This window comes from Streptomyces sp. NBC_00683 (assembly GCF_036226745.1).
Classification (GTDB): Bacteria; Actinomycetota; Actinomycetes; order Streptomycetales; family Streptomycetaceae; genus Streptomyces.
Genome location: NZ_CP109013.1, coordinates 7,213,866 through 7,229,161, shown reverse-complemented (window position 1 = coordinate 7,229,161; position 15,296 = coordinate 7,213,866). Strand labels below are relative to the sequence as shown.

The 15,296-nt window shown below is 73.5% G+C and carries 8 protein-coding genes; 1 reads left to right on the top strand and 7 read right to left on the bottom strand.

Annotated features, from left to right (window positions below; all coding sequences use genetic code 11):
- Positions 1-312: 312 nt before the first annotated feature.
- Positions 313-765 (top strand): hypothetical protein, encoded by a 453-nt coding sequence (locus OG257_RS32205; RefSeq protein WP_443054510.1) that lies wholly within the window; start codon positions 313-315, stop codon positions 763-765.
- Positions 766-836: 71 nt separating this feature from the next.
- Here OG257_RS32205 and OG257_RS32200 read toward each other — a convergent pair whose 3' ends face one another.
- The 7 genes from OG257_RS32200 to OG257_RS32170 form a co-directional block, all read right to left on the bottom strand.
- Positions 837-5,558 (bottom strand): hypothetical protein, encoded by a 4,722-nt coding sequence (locus tag OG257_RS32200; protein WP_329213095.1) that lies wholly within the window; start codon positions 5,556-5,558, stop codon positions 837-839.
- 99 nt (positions 5,559-5,657) lie between these two features.
- Positions 5,658-6,569 carry a hypothetical protein gene (locus tag OG257_RS32195; RefSeq protein WP_329213093.1) on the bottom strand — a complete coding sequence of 304 codons (912 nt, stop codon included), beginning with the start codon at positions 6,567-6,569 and terminating at the stop codon, positions 5,658-5,660.
- 145 nt (positions 6,570-6,714) lie between these two features.
- Complete coding sequence (locus OG257_RS32190; protein ID WP_329213091.1) at positions 6,715-8,241, bottom strand: hypothetical protein; 1,527 nt, start codon at positions 8,239-8,241, stop codon at positions 6,715-6,717.
- A gap of 57 nt (positions 8,242-8,298) precedes the next feature.
- Entirely contained in the window at positions 8,299-11,907 is a 3,609-nt protein-coding gene (locus OG257_RS32185) for a hydantoinase B/oxoprolinase family protein (RefSeq protein ID WP_329213089.1), read from the bottom strand.
- Positions 11,904-12,848, bottom strand: a complete 945-nt coding sequence (locus OG257_RS32180; protein WP_329213087.1) for an SGNH/GDSL hydrolase family protein — start codon at positions 12,846-12,848, stop codon at positions 11,904-11,906. Before OG257_RS32180 ends, OG257_RS32185 begins: the two co-directional genes overlap by 4 nt.
- Positions 12,845-14,020, bottom strand: a complete 1,176-nt coding sequence (locus OG257_RS32175) for a glycosyltransferase (RefSeq protein ID WP_329213085.1) — start codon at positions 14,018-14,020, stop codon at positions 12,845-12,847. Before OG257_RS32175 ends, OG257_RS32180 begins: the two co-directional genes overlap by 4 nt.
- Positions 14,017-15,162, bottom strand: a complete 1,146-nt coding sequence (locus OG257_RS32170; protein ID WP_329213083.1) for a glycosyltransferase family 4 protein — start codon at positions 15,160-15,162, stop codon at positions 14,017-14,019. The genes OG257_RS32175 and OG257_RS32170 overlap by 4 nt, the downstream gene beginning before the upstream one ends.
- Positions 15,163-15,296 lie beyond the last annotated feature (134 nt).

Here is a 15,296-nt window from a genome sequence, read left to right as displayed (position 1 = left end):
CTCCGTCCCCCTCGTTGATCACGAGTTGTCCGGGTATTCCCTGAGATGAAATTCGCGAAAGCGACAGAGAAAGTCCACCCACGGGCCGCGGAGTCACTTCAGGCAGTTGGCTGGAACTCTTCGTTCCACACCCATACGGGGCCGATTGAGGACGTTCGGCGGGAATCTTCGCGGCCCGGCGTTCGTCCACTTGTACGGGGCAGGAGAACATTACGGGGCAGGCGTGGCAGAGCGGCAAGGTCCGCCCGCGTAGAACGGGCGCAGGCCGGGCAGCCACCCTGAAGTCGGACAGCGGTGGGGAGTTGAAGGTCCTTGGACACGGAAGAGCGTCGGATCGAGGCGTCGGGTGCGGAGGCGACCGGACCGGCGAGGGTTCCGCGGCAGCAGCTGTGGGTGGAGGAACCCGCGCTGCGGCGGCGGATGCCTGATCCGGTGCGGACGGCCGCTGTGCGTGCCGTCCTCATAATGTCGCTGACGATCATTCAGGCCATGGTGGCCTTCCTGTGCACCCTCACCGGATCGTGGCTCGCCTTCCCGATGGTGCTCAGTGGTGTGGGCAGCACGGTCGTCGCGACATGGTCGGTGCTGGATGTGTGGGTGACCCGGCAGGTGTGGAACCAGCGCAACGGTGTGGTGTCCGTGCCGAGCAGCACGGCGCGTCGTATGCGGCGTGAGCGGCGCCGCGCCCGGCGGACGGCCAGGGCGCAGACGCGCAAGGCAACGCGGATACGACGCCGGGGCACAGGCGGGCTCTCCAGGGCCTGACGGCCTGTGCTCCGGCGCGATCCGGTACGCCCGGGCGGTAGGACACCCCTGGCGAAGGCGGTCGGACACCCTCAGCGAAGGGTCGTCTCCGACCGCATCTCCGGAACCGGTGCTCCTGCCTGGGCGTTCGGCGTCTGCTCGCTGCGCTTGAACATGCGGGTCGCCGTGATCTCTCCGTGGACGGTCTCCCCCTCCGGGTCCTGCTGAGGCAGACCCGGCCTCAGGTGCTCCTCCACGCTGATGTACTTCAGACCCGCGCGCAGGTCCGCGTCGTTGCGGAGCCGGATGACCAGCGGGAATTCCGCGAGCGCCGTGGTGTCGAACAACCCGGTCGTGTAGAGGAGCTGAACCCCCAGGGCGTCGGAGACGGCACGCTGGAGTTCCAGCAGGTAGGTGGCGTTGGCCCGGCCGATGGGGTTGTCGAGGAAGAGGGTGCCCGCGTGGCGATGGCGGTCGCGGCCCCGGTCGTTGCTGCGCAGGGCCGCCATCGTGCAGTACAGGGCGATCGCCGCGGTCAGCAGCTGACCACCTGAGAAGACATCGCCCATCTGCCCGACAGGGACCCGTTCGGCGCGCAGCACCGCGTCCGGCTTGAGGATCTCCACGGCGATGCCCTTGGGCCGGAGCGCCGCCTGAACTCCCCGCAGCAGCAGGGACATGCCGTCCCGGCGCAGGTCGGAGTTCTTCTTGAGCGCGGCGTGCGTGGCTTCGTCGATGACCTCGCCGAGCCGTTCGCTGAGGGTGGCCTGGTCGGGTTCCTCGAAGCGGATCCGGAGGAACTCCTGGCCGGACCACTCCCCGAGACCTTCGGGAAGCTGGGAGAGCCGCTGGGCGGAGCGAAGGGTCGTGAGGGCGGAGTCCACGAGACCGCGGAGCCGGTCGACGATGGAGTCGCGGTTGCGCTCCAGCTGGGCGAGCTCGTCGGTGAGCACCCGCAGCCGGGGGGCGAAGGCGGCGGCCCACTTCTCCGCGTGGTCGGGCAGGGCGACGGCCGGGAGCTCACGGATCTGCTGCCGGGCGGGTGTGCGGACCTGTTCGTAGCGGGTGGAGTTGGCATGCCGTACGAGCACGTCGCTCGCTTCCCGTACGGAACTCTCGGCCGCCGACAGGTCGGTGGCGCAGCCGCGCAGAGAGCGCCGGGCCTCGGCGGCGGACTGCCTGGCCTCCTCGAGGGTGCCGGGGTACGGGCCGGGGGCGTCGCTCTCGTCCTCCGCGCCGTGGTCCCTGAGCAGATCGCGCAGGAGCGCGGCCGTCTCGTCGAAGCCGCTCGCCGAGTCCTCCGCGCCGCGGTGGGCACGCAGCAGTTCGGTGTGTGCGGCACGGGCGGTGTCCAGGGCCGCGGTGGCGGAGGCCAGTTCGGCCGTCGCCGTGCGGAACAGGCTCTGGGCCTGTTCCGCGTCGGCCGGGGAGAGATCCGCGGAGAGCTCGGTGTGGCGGGCCTCGTCGTCGGCCGGGGCGAGCCGTTCCGCCTCGCCCCGCAGCCTGCCGAGCTGCTCGCTGGCCGTGGACGCCCTGGTCTCCAGGAGCTGGACGAGGGACTCGGCGCGGGCGGCCGCGGCCTGCCGCGAGGGCCCGTCTGCGCCGTCGGTGCCTTCGAGGAGCTGGGCGGCACGGGTACGGACCTTGTTGGAGAGGCGGTCGAGCTCCGCGACGGCGGCACTCTCGTCGCTCTCGGCGCGGGCCTGCTCGGCGCGCAGGTCGGCGCCGACGCCCACCTTCTCGTACAGCTGGGACGCGGCCCGGTACGCCTCGCGCAGGGCGGGGAGGGACGTGCGGGCGGTGCCGGCGGCCTGCTCGGGGAGCGTTTCGGGGGCGCCCGCGATCTCGGCGCGTTCGGCGCGCAGGGCCCGGGCGGTGCGTCGCGCGTCGTCCGCGGCGCGCTGGGCGGCCCTGCGGTCCTCGTCCGCGGCACGCGCCCGCTCCAGGCAGACTGTGGCCCGTGCTTCGGATTCGGCTGCCTCGTCGGTCAGTTCACGGAGCCGTGCCTGCCAGGCCGACCGCTCGCGCAGGCGGTGGGCCAGGCCGGCGAGGGCGTCGGCGGCACGGCGGGCGCGCTGGGCGGTCTCCTGCCGCTCGTCGCGGACACGCGCGGCGTCGGCGGCGGCTTCGTCGGCCTCGGCGCGGACGGTGCGGGCCTCGGCGAGTACGGCCTCTGCCGTTTCAGCGGCGGTGCGCGCGGTGCGGGCCGCTTCGCCGAGCTCGCCGAGCATGCCGGGCGGGCAGTCGGAACGCCACGAGCCGATACGGGCGGCGAGGGAGCGGTCCGCGGTGAGCCGCGCCGCCAGGATCCTGATGTCCTCGTCGCGGGCTGCGGCCCGGGTCCTGAGTGCCTGCCGTTCCTCGTCCGCCGCGTGCTCGTCGTGCATGGCCGGGTTCGGTGGGACGAGGAAGACCTCGTCAGCGCAGCCGGTGCCTGCGCCGGGCGCCGGGACGGGTGCGAGAAGTGCCGCGGTGGTGCCGACCGCGACGGCCGAGCGGGGCAGCAGGGCTGCGGTGCCGAGCACCTCCCGGGCGCGGGCGTGGGCGTCCGGGTCGGTGATGACGACGCCGTCGACGAGCTCGGGGCGGGCGGCGAGCACCGCGGCGTGGTCCGCGGGGTCGACGGCCTGGGCGAGGTAGCGCCATCCGGGCAGCGCCGGGATGCCGTGCTCGCCGAGGTATTCGACGGTGGCCAGGACGTCGGGGCCGGGCGGCAGCAGCCCTCCGTCGCCGAGCGCGCCCAGGATGCGCGCATCGTCGGCGGCTGCGGTGCGCAGGTCGAAGAGCCTGCGCTCGGCGGAGGCGACGCCCTGGTCGAGGAGCTCGCGCAGTTCGTCGGCGCTGCTGTCGAACTCCTCGGCGCTGAGGGACTGCGTGTCCCGGGAAGCCGGTCCGTCGGCCCCGGGAGCGCCCTCCCCCTCCGGTTCCGCGGCGCCCCGGCGGGGGCGGGGCACGCCGGTTCCGCTCGTCGTCTGCAGTCCCAGCAGGTCGGCGAGGCGGTGGTCGGCGGCGATCGACTCGGCGGCCCTGCGCTCGGCCTCGTACGACTGTTCGGCAGCCTGTGCGCCGTCCGCGGCCCGGGCCGCGGCGAGCTCGGCGCGGCTCTCGGCCGCCGCAGCCTCCCTGGCGTGGTCGGCCGTGGCCCGGGCGGCCTCCCTTGCGGTGTCCCAGGCGGCGACGGCGGACTGTTCGGCATCGCTCGCGGCGAGCGCCGCGCGGGCCGGGTCGGCGTCCGGGGCGGTGTTGTCGAGCCAGCCCGCCTGTACGGCTTCGGCTGTCTCCTGTTCGACCTCGGCGAGACGCTGGCGCAGATGGCCGGCCTCACTGCGGGCGCGCTGGGCCTCCGTGGCCGCGGTGGTGGCATCGCGGTGGGCCGTCTCGCCGGTGGCCTGGAGGGTGGCGGAGCGCTCCTCCTCCTCGTTGGCGACGCTCTCGCCCGCCTCGGCCGCCGTGTGCAGGGCGCGCACCAGGTCCGCGGCGGCGGTGGCGCGTGCGGCGAGGGCCGGGGCCGCGTCCCGCTCGGCCTCCCGGATGGCCACGGCGACGCGGGCGGAGCGGTCGGCGGCCGCGCGATGGCGCAGGACCGCTTCGGCGGCCTGCCAGGCGGCGTGCAGCGTACGTGCGTCGCCCAGCTCGCGGCGCTGGGCCGCCGCGCCCTTCTCCGCCGCCGCCAGAGCCAGCGAGGCGTGCCGGTAGGCCAGCTCCGCCGCGATGAGGTCCCGGTGGCTGCGGGCTGCCTCCGCCTCCGTGACGGTGTGGGCGGCTGCTGTGACCTGCTGGGCGAGCTCCGCGGTGCGGCCCCGTTCCTCGACGGCGCGGGTGGACAGCCTGCGGGCGAGGGTGCGGGTGCGGCGCTCGGCGCCGGCGTGGATGTCTCGGCTGCGGGCCCTGGTCGCGGTGGCCTCGACGATCCGGCCCAGCAGGTCGACGGATCCTGCGGTGAAGTCGCGCTCGGCGGTGAGCTCGGCGCGCCGGCCCAGCTTGTTGCCGAAGCCGCTGACGAGGTCGGCGAGACCGTCGGTGTCGCGGGTGTCGGTGACGGCCCGCAGCAGCAGGTCGGTGAAGTCGGAGTCCTTCTTGACGGCGAACAGACCGGCCGCCTCGCCCTCGTCCGAGTTCATCTCGCGCTGGTAGCGGAAGAGTTCGGGGTCGAGTCCGAGATCACCGAGGTGTTCGTTCCACCGGTCGTGGATCTCTTCCCAGTGCACATCGAGGTGCTGGTAGAACTTGCCCGCGTCCGTGAGGGCGTCCCGGAAGCCCTTCATGGTGCGGCGCCTGCCCCGGGCGCCCGAGACACCTTCGACAGGGCGGCCCACGGAGGTGGCCTCGGCCACGGGGAGGCTGTCGAGACTGAGTCCCGGCCCGGGGCGGAAGGAGTACCAGGCCTCGGCGAACTTGCGCGGGTCGTTGGACACCTGACGTCCGCGCCACTCGCTGACCTTGCCGACGACCACGCATTCGCCGGTGAGCGTGTGCTGCCACTCCAGGGCGACGTGCCCGCAGTCGTCGGCGAGCAGGAACTTGCGCAGCACACCGGAGCTCGCGCCGCCCAGGGTGTTGCGGTGCCCCGGCAGCATGACCGAGAAGATCAGCTTGAGCAGGACGGACTTTCCGCCGCCGTTCTCCAGGAAGAGCACGCCCGCGGGTGCGGGGCGGCGCGGCGGGCCCACCGGCTCGTCCTCGAAGAACTCCGCCTGGGCCGGCGCGGGGTTGGGCACGGGCTGACCGACACCTCGCAGGTCGAGCACGGTGTCGGCGTAGCGCGCACCGGCAGGCCCGATGGAGTAGAGGCGGACCCGGGACAACTCGTACATGGCGGCGGACTCTCGTCGTTCAGGCAGCGGGAGGGGCAACGGAAGCGGCTGGGCCCGGCAGGTGCCGGGGGCGGCGGGTGGGGCATGGACCGGGCAGGGTCACGAGTGGAAGGGCAGACCCGCGTCGGCGACCAGTTCCGGATGGTCGGCGTCGGGCGGGGGCAGGAGGGTCGCCGAGCCGTCCGTGACCGGGACGACGCCGAGCTCCAGCAGCTCGGTCATGGCCGCGTTGCCCGCCATGTCGCGTACCTGGAGCTGATAACGGGCGGTCGTGCGGTACGTGCCGCCCGCGTCGTCGCCGGTGCGCTGGAGGAAGCCCGAGTCGGTGAGGAAGGCGACGGCCTTGCCGATGATGCCCGTGGTGGACCCGGCGAGCCGCCGTGCGTCCTTCGTCGCTCCGGTGGCGCTGCGGCGGGCGTAGACCCGCCAGCCGGATTCCAGCCCCGGGGTGTCGGAGGCCGGGTCGCTGTTGTCGCCCCGTTCCTCGGCCAGCTCCTCCAGGCGGTGGCAGGCCTGGCGGACGAAGGCGTCGACCCCGTTGACCGAGATGCGGCCGATGTAGGCGTCGTCCGCGAGGTCCTCGGGCCGGGGAAAGGCCATGGCGGCGACGGCGAGGTGGGCGAGGCCGTGGAGGAAGCGGTCGGCGGAATCGGACGACGCACGCCGCGCGTAGTCCCCCATGCGCACGGCGAACACCGAGTCCTCGTCGGCGGTCACGGCCATGCCCGCCCGGGTGGAGACCTCCAGGACGACGAGTCCGAGCCCGGTGGCGACGGCGTCGGCGAGCCGGGCGAAGGCCGGCTCTTCCCGGTAGCGGCGGAGCAGTTCCGCGTACTCGGCGTCACGGGCGGGCATCAGCTTGGGCTGCAGTCCGAAGGAGACGAGCCGCGCGGCGTCGGCCGCGTCCGCCGGGGTGACGGCGGCGGGAGCGGCGGGCGGTGCGGTGTCGGCCGTGTGCGGGGCGGACGGGTCGCCCCACCCATCCGTGTACTCGGCGTGCTGCTCGCTCACTGCTGTGGCTCCTCGGTGCGGGTACTGCGCTCACGTTCCGGCAGGGTGGTGCGGGTCCTCGCCCGCCGGCCCGGTCCGGGGATCGTCGTCCCTGGTGTCCTCGCCCCGGGGGCCTTCGTTCCGGGGGCCTTCGTTCCGGGGGCCCTCATGAGGCTTCCTTCCGGTCGGCGGCCATGCCGGCGGCGTCCAGGAGGGCCATCCCCACTATCAGGTCCGCGCCGCCGAATTCCGGGTCGTCGAGCTGGGCGCCGTCATCGACGGCGAACAGCAGTCGCCGCTCGCCCTGACGGTAGGCGGTGCCGACCGGCGGGCTCGCCGCATGGACCGACAGCAGGGCGACCAGGTAGGGCAGGTCCGGATCACGGAGTCGGGCCTCGGCGAGGAGCCCGGAGAGCCTGCGCGGGGCGTCGTGCTCGAGGTCGAGCAGCTCCATGGCGCTCGCGAGCTGCTCCTCGCTGAACCGGCTGTCGTCGGGGGTCGCGATGAGGTCGGGCTCGGGCATTTCGACGCCCAGGTGCTCACGCTCCACCGGCGGTGTGAACAGCATGTCGACGAGATCGCCGACGCGGACCGAGGTGGGGGTGCGCAGTCCGGTCCCGTGCGTGAAGAACGCGTCGGTGGCCCTGGTGGCCTGTTCGACGGGGAGCGGCAGCAGGGGCACGACGAGCTGTCCGTACAGGTCGAGTCCCACCCGGGCCGTGGGGGCGGCGAAGGCCTGGCGGTCCTGTTCGGCCCGGAAGAGCGGTCCCGCCTCCAGGAGCCTGGACTGCAGCTGGGTGTGGCGGCGGATGCAGTCCTTCACGATGTCGACGAGTTCGGCGGCGCGCCGCTTGTGCTCGGGGTCCTCCGCCTCGTCCCTGGCCTTGCGGATGTTGGTGAGGATCGCGTTCTCGTGGCGGTAGCGGTCGGCGACGTGGTCCAGCGCTTCGGTGATCATGTCCGGAACGGCGTTGAGCCAGTCGACGGCGCGGACGTTGCGCCGGGTCGCCTCCAGTGTCCTGCGGAGGGTCTGCGCGTACTGCACGGTGCGGTAGCGGGCCTGCTCGGCGGCGAGCTGCGCGTCGGCCAGCCGGCCCCGGCTGATGAGGACCTCCAGCTTCACCTCGGCGGCGATCTGGGCGCTGGTGACGTCCGTGTCCAGGGCACCGACCAGGACGTTGACCGCTTCGTCGGTGGCGCGGAGGTAGAGGCTGCCACCGTGCCCGGGGACCTCTTCGATGAGCTTGAAGTCGTAGTCCCGGCGGACGTACACGCCGTCGGGGCCGAAGGTGCCGTACACCGCGCGGAAGCCACGGTCCACGCTGCCGACGTTGATCAGGTTCTCCAGCACCCAGCGGGCGACCCGCTCGTGCTCGGCGACGGGGCGGCCCGGTGCCTGGGCACCGACCCGCGGGAGGAGTCTGGCCACTATCTGGTCGTGGTCGGCGCCCGTGTCGAAGTCCATGTTCAGGGTGACCAGGTCGATCGCGGCGAGGGCGACCTCGGCCATCGCGTAGACCGTGTACTCGCCGGCGAGATTCGCCTTGCGCACATCGAGGTCGTGCAGCGGCGCGGTGCAGGCCAGCGCGCGCAGCCGACGCGAGAGCCCCTCGTCGGCGGCGGGGCCCGCGGCGGGCCGCGGTCCGGCGCTGAGCTGGGACGCAGCGGTGTCGGTGTAGGCAGGCGAAGTCACGCTGAACAGATTAGGTCCTCACACCGACAACGGTCGAAACGGCGCAGAAGCGACCGGTTACCCGGGCCCGTAGCCGCCTCCGCCCGGTGTGCGCAGGACGAGCACGTCCCCGGTGTCCAGCTCGGCGGTGTCGCAGCCCTCCAACGGTGTGACGGTCATACCGTCGGCCCGTTCGACGTGCTGGGTGCCCAGTGCCCCCGGCCCGCCTCCGGCCATTCCGTACGGTGCCACCCGGCGGTGTCCGGACAGCAGCGCCACGGTCACGGGCTCGAGGAAGCGGATTCTGCGTTCCACCCCGGAGCCCCCGTGCCACCTGCCCTCGCCGCCGCTGCCCTCCCGTACCCCGAAGCTCTCCAGCAGCACGGGGTAGCGCCACTCGAGGATCTCGGGGTCGGTGAGCCGGGAGTTGGTCATGTGGGTCTGTACGGCGTCGGTGCCGTCGAAGCCGTCACCGGCGCCCGACCCGCTGGCGACCGTCTCGTAGTACTGGACGCGGTCGTTGCCGAAGGTGAGGTTGTTCATCGTGCCCGATCCCTCGGCCTGGACGCCCAGTGCCGCGTAGAGGGCACCGGTCACGGCCTGGGAGGTCTCCACGTTGCCCGCGACGGTCGCCGCCGGGTGGACCGGCGCCAGCATGGACCCCTCGGGGACGCGTACCTCCAGGGGTTCGAGGCAGCCGCTGTTGAGGGGGATGTCGTCCTCGATCAGTGTCCTGAAGACGTACAGGACGGCGGCCATGACCACGGACTTCGGGGCGTTGAAGTTGCCGGGCTGCTGCGGGGAGGTGCCGGCGAAGTCGATGACGGCGGTGCGTGCCTCGCGGTCCACCGTCACGGCGACCTCGATGACGGCACCGTTGTCGGTCTCGTAGCGACAGGAGCCGTCGTGCAGCCCGGCGACGATCCGGCGCACGGACTCCTCCGCGTTGTCCTGGACGTGGACCATGTACGCCGAGACGACGTCGTGCCCGAACTGGTGGGTCATGCGGCGCAGTTCCGCGATGCCCTTCTCGTTGGCGGCGATCTGGGCGCGCAGGTCGGCGAGATTGGTGTCCGGGTCCCGTGAGGGGTACGCGGCGGTCGTGAGCAGTTCCCGGGTCTCCGCCTCCCGGAGCCTTCCTTCGCGCACGAGCAGCCAGTTGTCGAACAGGACGCCCTCTTCACGGATCGTGCGGCTGAAGGCGGGCATGGATCCGGGGGTGATGCCGCCGATCTCGGCGTGGTGTCCGCGCGAGGCCACCAGGAAGCGCAGCCGGGGCTCCGGGCCGTCCTCCTCGTCGAACACGGGCGTCACGACGGTGACGTCGGGCAGATGCGTGCCGCCGTGGTACGGATCGTTGATGGCGTACACATCGCCTGGGCGCAGGGAGTCCCGGTTGCGCCGCAGCACCTCCTTGATGGACTCCCCCATCGAGCCCAGGTGCACCGGAATGTGCGGTGCGTTGGCGACGAGGTTGCCCTCGTCGTCGAACAGCGCGCACGAGAAGTCCAGACGCTCCTTGATGTTGACGGAGTGCGCGGTGCTCTCCAGCCGTACGCCCATCTGTTCGGCGATCGACATGAAGAGGTTGTTGAACACCTCCAGCATGACGGGGTCCACCCGGGTGCCGACGGCCGTCCTCTCGGGCCTGGGGCGTACCCGGGTCAGTACGAGGTGCCCTGTCGCGCCCGCCGTGGCCTGCCAGCCCGGGTCGACGACGGTGGTGGAGTCGTCCTCGGCGACGATGGCCGGACCGGTCACGGTGTCCGACAGGCGCAGGTCCGCCCGGCGGTACAGGGCGGTGTCCTGCCATCGGCCTTCGGTGAACATCCGCACGTTCTCGAGCGGTTGCAGCGCGTGCTCGCGCGCGGCCGCGGGGACCCGGTGGGGTACGTGCGGTCCGGCTGCCGCGGTCGCCTCCACCGACACGGCCTCGACCACCAGGGGCTTGTCCATGGTGAAGCCGTAGCGGGTCCGGTGGACGGCTGTGAACTCCTCCGTCATGGCGGGCGCGGTGCCGAGGGCGACGGGCAGGCTCGCGTCCGTGCCGGAGTAACGCAGCAGGACCCGTGCCCGGGTGCCGATGGCCCCGTCGGGGATGGATTCCGCCCGGAGCTCGGCGCGGGTGCGCTCGGCCAGCTCTTCGCAGATGCCGTCCACCCCGGCCCCGGTCTCCTCGTCCAGTTCGGCCTCGACCGACTGTTCGCGCATCGCGGTGGCATCGGCCAGCCCGATGCCGTACGCGGAGAGGACCCCGGCGAGCGGCGGTACGAGGACGGTGTCGATGCCCAGGGCGTCGGCGACGGCGCAGGCGTGCTGGCCGCCGGCGCCGCCGAACGTCGTGAGCGCGTAGCGGGTGATGTCGTGGCCTCGCTGGACGGAGATCTTCTTGACGGCGTTCGCCATGTTCAGTACGGCGATCTCCAGGAAGCCCGAGGCGGCCTCCGCGGCGGTCCGGGACCGCCCCGTGACGGATGCTGCCCTCTCGGCGAGCGCTTCGAAGCGCTCACGGACGACTGTCCCGTCGAGCGGCTGGTCGCCGTCCGGGCCGAAGACGGCCGGGAAGTACGCGGCCTGGACCCGGCCGAGCATCACGTTGGCGTCGGTGACGGTGAGCGGCCCGCCCCTGCGGTAGCAGGCGGGGCCGGGGTCGGCGCCGGCGGAGTCCGGGCCTACCCGGTAGCGCCGCCCGTCGAAGTGCAGCACCGATCCGCCGCCTGCGGCGACGGTGTTGATGCTCATCATGGGTGCGCGCATCCGCACCCCTGCCACCTGGGTGCCGAACTCCCGCTCGAACTCGCCCGCGTAGTGGGAGACGTCGGTGGAGGTGCCTCCCATGTCGAATCCGATGACCCGCTCGTAGCCCGCCTGCCCGGACGTACGGACCATGCCGACGACGCCGCCGGCGGGGCCGGAGAGCACGGCGTCCTTGCCCCGGAAGTGCGCGGCCTCACGCAGTCCGCCGTTGGACTGCATGAACATGAGGCGGATCCCCATCAGTTCGCCGGCCACCTCGTCGACGTACCGGCGCAGGATCGGCGAGAGGTAGGCGTCGACGACCGTGGTGTCGCCCCGTGGCACCAGCTTGATCAGCGGGCTGACCTCGTGCGAGCAGCTGATCTGGGTGAAGCCCGCTTCCCGGGCTGCCGCCGCGACGGCGATCTCGTGGTCCGGGTGGCGGTAGCCGTGCATGAGCACGACCGCCGCGCTCTGGATCCCGTCCTCCCGGGCGGCTGCCAGCTGCTCGGCCACCGCGGTCCGGTCGAGGGGTCTCACGATCCGGCCCCCGGCGTCGATCCGCTCGGGGACCTCGATCACCCGGTCGTACACGGCCTCGGGAAGCACGATGTGCCGGTCGAAGAGGCGCGGCCGGTTCTGGTACGCGATCCGCAGGGCGTCCCGGAAGCCTTCCGTGATGACCAGGACGGTCGGCTCGCCCCGGCGCTCCAGGAGCGCGTTCGTGGCGACGGTGGTGCCCATCTTGACGCCCGCGACCCGGTCGGCGGGGACCGGGTCGCGGGGGCCGAGACCGAGCAGCTGCCTGATGCCGGCAACGGCCGCGTCGCGGTAGCGGTCCGGATCGTGCGAGAGGAGTTTGCGGGAAACGAGCCGCCCGTCGGGGTCCCGTCCCACCACGTCGGTGAAGGTGCCTCCACGGTCGATCCAGAACTCCCAGCGTCCGGTCATCCCTCCATTCTGGCGCGGGGTACGGCGCCCCGCAGGGACGGCGCGTGCGTGATGTCGGCGAGTGCCTCCAGCAGCGTCTGCTCGGCCCTGGCGTCGAGCTGTCCGCTCGTGCCGCCCGCCCGGTGGCGGATCTCGGACGCCGCGAGTGCCAGCAGCTGGGGCAGCAGGTCCGTGCTTCTGCGGGCCAGCCAGCCGGTGCCCTGCGTGACCAGCCAGCGGGCCGCGGCCGCGCGCGTGGGAGGCGGCTGCTGCGGTTCGGCTCCGGGCGGGGCGCCCGGGGCGAGGTCCCGGTCGGCGAGCAGCCGGTGGAATCCGACTGCCAGTTTCCTGTGTCCCCGCTCGGCCGGATGGAGCCGGTCCACGCTCCACAGGGAGCGGTCCTGGACCCAGGTCCGGTCCGCGGCGTGGAGGTGCACCGCGTCGTAGCGGGCGGACAGGGCGTGCACCACGGCGTTCACCGCCCGTTGCCGCCGGGCCAGGGGGTGGCGCAGCGGGGCCGGGAGCCCCAGGGCCGTGCCGGGGTCGGGCAGACACGCTGTCAGGATCACGGCTCCGCCCGCGGCCAGCTGTGCGCAGATCTCGTCGAGCCGCCCGGCGAGCAGCCGGATGTCGAAGGAGCGGCGCAGGGTGTCGTTGACGCCGACGACGACCGAGGCGATGTCGGGCCGGAACGCTGCCGCCGCCGCTGCCTGGTGGTCGCGGACATCGCCGGACAGGGAGCCGGCGACGGCGAAGTTGCGGAATTCCACGTCCCTCTCCCCGCCGCCCAGCCCCTCGGCGAGCAGGGCCGCCCAGCCCCGCCAGCCGCCCGGGACCGGGTCCCCGATTCCTTCGGTCAGCGAGTCCCCCAGTGCGGCGAACCGCAGGGTTCCACGGGCCGGGCCGCCGGTTCCGGGTATCGCACGCCCGGGCGGCGCGTGGAGGCCGGCCGGCCCGCTCATGGCCTCGCCCCGAGCGCGTCGGACCGTTCGGGGGCGTCGTGCGCGGCCAGGAACGCGGCCACCGAGCGTTCCCAGCCGAAGAGTTCGGCCCGTGCCCGCGCCGCCGCCCGGCGTTCCCGCTCGGGGCGGGCCAGGAGATCCCGTACCGCGGCGGCGAACGCCTCACCCGTGTCCGCGGCGGCCAGGCCTGCGTCCCCGACCACTTCCGGCAGTGCCGAGGTGCCGCTCGCGACGACCGGGGTACCGCAGGCGAGTGCTTCCAGGGCCGACAGGCCGAACGTCTCGGCGGGACCCGGCGCCAGGCAGATGTCCGCCGTCGCCTGAAGGCCCGCCAGGTGGGTGCGCTCCCGTACGTGGCCCAGGAATTCGACCGGCAGGCGCTCCGCGCGGGCCCGGTTCTCCAGCCCCGCCCGCAGCGGCCCGTCACCTGCGACGAGCAGCGCGGCACGCACCCCCTGGCCCCGCAGCGCCGCCAGGGCGTCCAGGGCGCGGCCGGGCCGCTTCTCCACCGAGAGCCGTGAGCAGAGCAGCAGGAGCACCGCGTCGCCGTCGGCATGACGGGCGCGCAGCGTCCCGCTGCGGAGGTCCGGACGGCACCGGCGCAGGTCCACTCCGAGCGGGGCCCGCACGACGTTGCGCACACCGATCCGTACGAACTCGCGCTCCGCCCATTCCGTGGTGCACACGATCCGGGCGTAGGCGTGGGCGCTCCGTGCGTTGAGACGGTCGGCGGCGCGTCCCGCCGCTGCCGGGGGGACGCCCCAGGTGCGCAGGACTCCGTCGGCCGTCTCGTGGGACACCATGACGGCGGGCACCCGGGCGCGGCGTGCCCACTCCCCCGTCCAGCGCAGCGTGGTCCGGTCGGACACTTCGAGCCGGTCGGGGCGCAGCCCCTCGAGGAGGCTGCGCAGTCTCCCGCGGTTCGTCAGCACGCGGTAGCCGCCGCTGCCCGGCAGGACCGGCCCGGGCAGGGTGATCACCCTGCCCTGGGGGGTGCGCACGTCGCTCGCGGTCGCCCCGGGGACGATCAGTACGGGCTCGTGCCCGGCCGTGCGGTAGCCGCGGCCGAGCTCGTCCAGTGCGGTGCGCAGGCCGCCCGATGCCGGGGTGACGAAGTTCGCCAGGCGCACGATCCTGAGCCCGTCCGGGGCCCTCGGGGTCCGGCCGTTCACGCGGCCACCGCCGTCCGGCCGCGAAGGACCTCCTCGTAGTGGCCGAGCAGCTGGTCGCCGACCGCTGCCCAGGTGCGGCCCTCGACCATGGCCCGTGCGGTCCTGCCGTAGGCCTCGGCGCGCGCGGGGTCCGTGACGAGGGCCCCGACCGCTGCCCGTACGGCCACGGGGTCGTGCGGGGGGACGAGCACCCCGGTGCGCCCGTGGTCGACGAGGTCGAGCGGTCCGCCCGCCGCCGGGGCGACGACGGGGACGCCGGAGGCCATGGCCTCCTGCACGGTCTGGCAGAAGGTCTCGTACGGACCTGTGTGCGCGAACACGTCCAGGGAGGCGAAGATCCGCGCGAGTTCCTCCCCCGTACGCCTTCCCAGGAAGACGGCCCCGGGCAGTGCCGTGCGCAGTGACGCCTCGCTCGGCCCGTCGCCGACGACCACGACCCTGACGCCGGGCAGGGTGCAGGCTCCGGCAAGGAGTTCGACGTGTTTCTCCGGGGCCAGCCGCCCGACGTATCCGACGATCTTCTCCCCGCCGGGGGCGAGCGTGCGGCGCAGCGCCTCGTCCCGCAGGCCGGGGCGGAACCGTACGGTGTCGACGCCCCGCGGCCAGAGCCTCACCCGGGGCACTCCGTGGTCGGTGAGATCGCGCAGTGCGGCGGCGGAGGGGGCGAGGGTGAGGTCGGCCGCGCTGTGCACGGCGCGCATCCTGCGCCAGGCGGCGTTCTCACCGGTGCCCAGATAGGTGCGGGCGTAGCCGGCGAGGTCGGTCTGGTAGACGGCCACGGCCGGCAGCCCCAGCCGGGTGGCGACGGCCATACCCCGTACGCCGAGGACGAAGGGTCCCGCGAGGTGGACGAGCTCGGCACGGTGCCCCGTGAGCGCGGCGGCGAGCCGCCGGCTGGGGAGCGCCACCCGGACCTGCGGGTAGCCGGGCAGGGGCAGGGAGGGGACGCGCACCACGGGGCAGGGGGCATCGGTGTACGTGGGGTCGGCGGAGACGGCGGAGGACGTCGTCCCGGCGGCTGCCGGGGCGATGACGAGCGGTTCGTGGCCGCGGGCTGCGAGATGCCGTGCGGTCTGCAGGGTGCAGTGGGCCACACCGTTGACGTCGGGCGGGAAGGATTCGGTGACGATGACGACACGCATACCCGTGTTGTCGCCGCGCCGGGCGTGGCTCTGCCGACTTGGATCTTTCCGCCCGGGGAACGTCCTATGAGCTTTTGCGCCGCGTGCCCCCGACACGCGGCATCCCGGGTTCGGCGCGGTACCCCGCGCCCCGG

What these genes read in the sequence shown, in the direction of transcription:
- OG257_RS32170 (WP_329213083.1), bottom strand. Translation starts at nt 15,162, where the DNA reads ATGCGTGTCGTCATCGTCACCGAATCCTTCCCGCCCGACGTCAACGGT.
- OG257_RS32180 (WP_329213087.1), bottom strand. Translation starts at nt 12,848, where the DNA reads ATGAGCGGGCCGGCCGGCCTCCACGCGCCGCCCGGGCGTGCGATACCC.
- OG257_RS32200 (WP_329213095.1), bottom strand. Translation starts at nt 5,558, where the DNA reads ATGTACGAGTTGTCCCGGGTCCGCCTCTACTCCATCGGGCCTGCCGGT.
- OG257_RS32185 (WP_329213089.1), bottom strand. Translation starts at nt 11,907, where the DNA reads ATGACCGGACGCTGGGAGTTCTGGATCGACCGTGGAGGCACCTTCACC.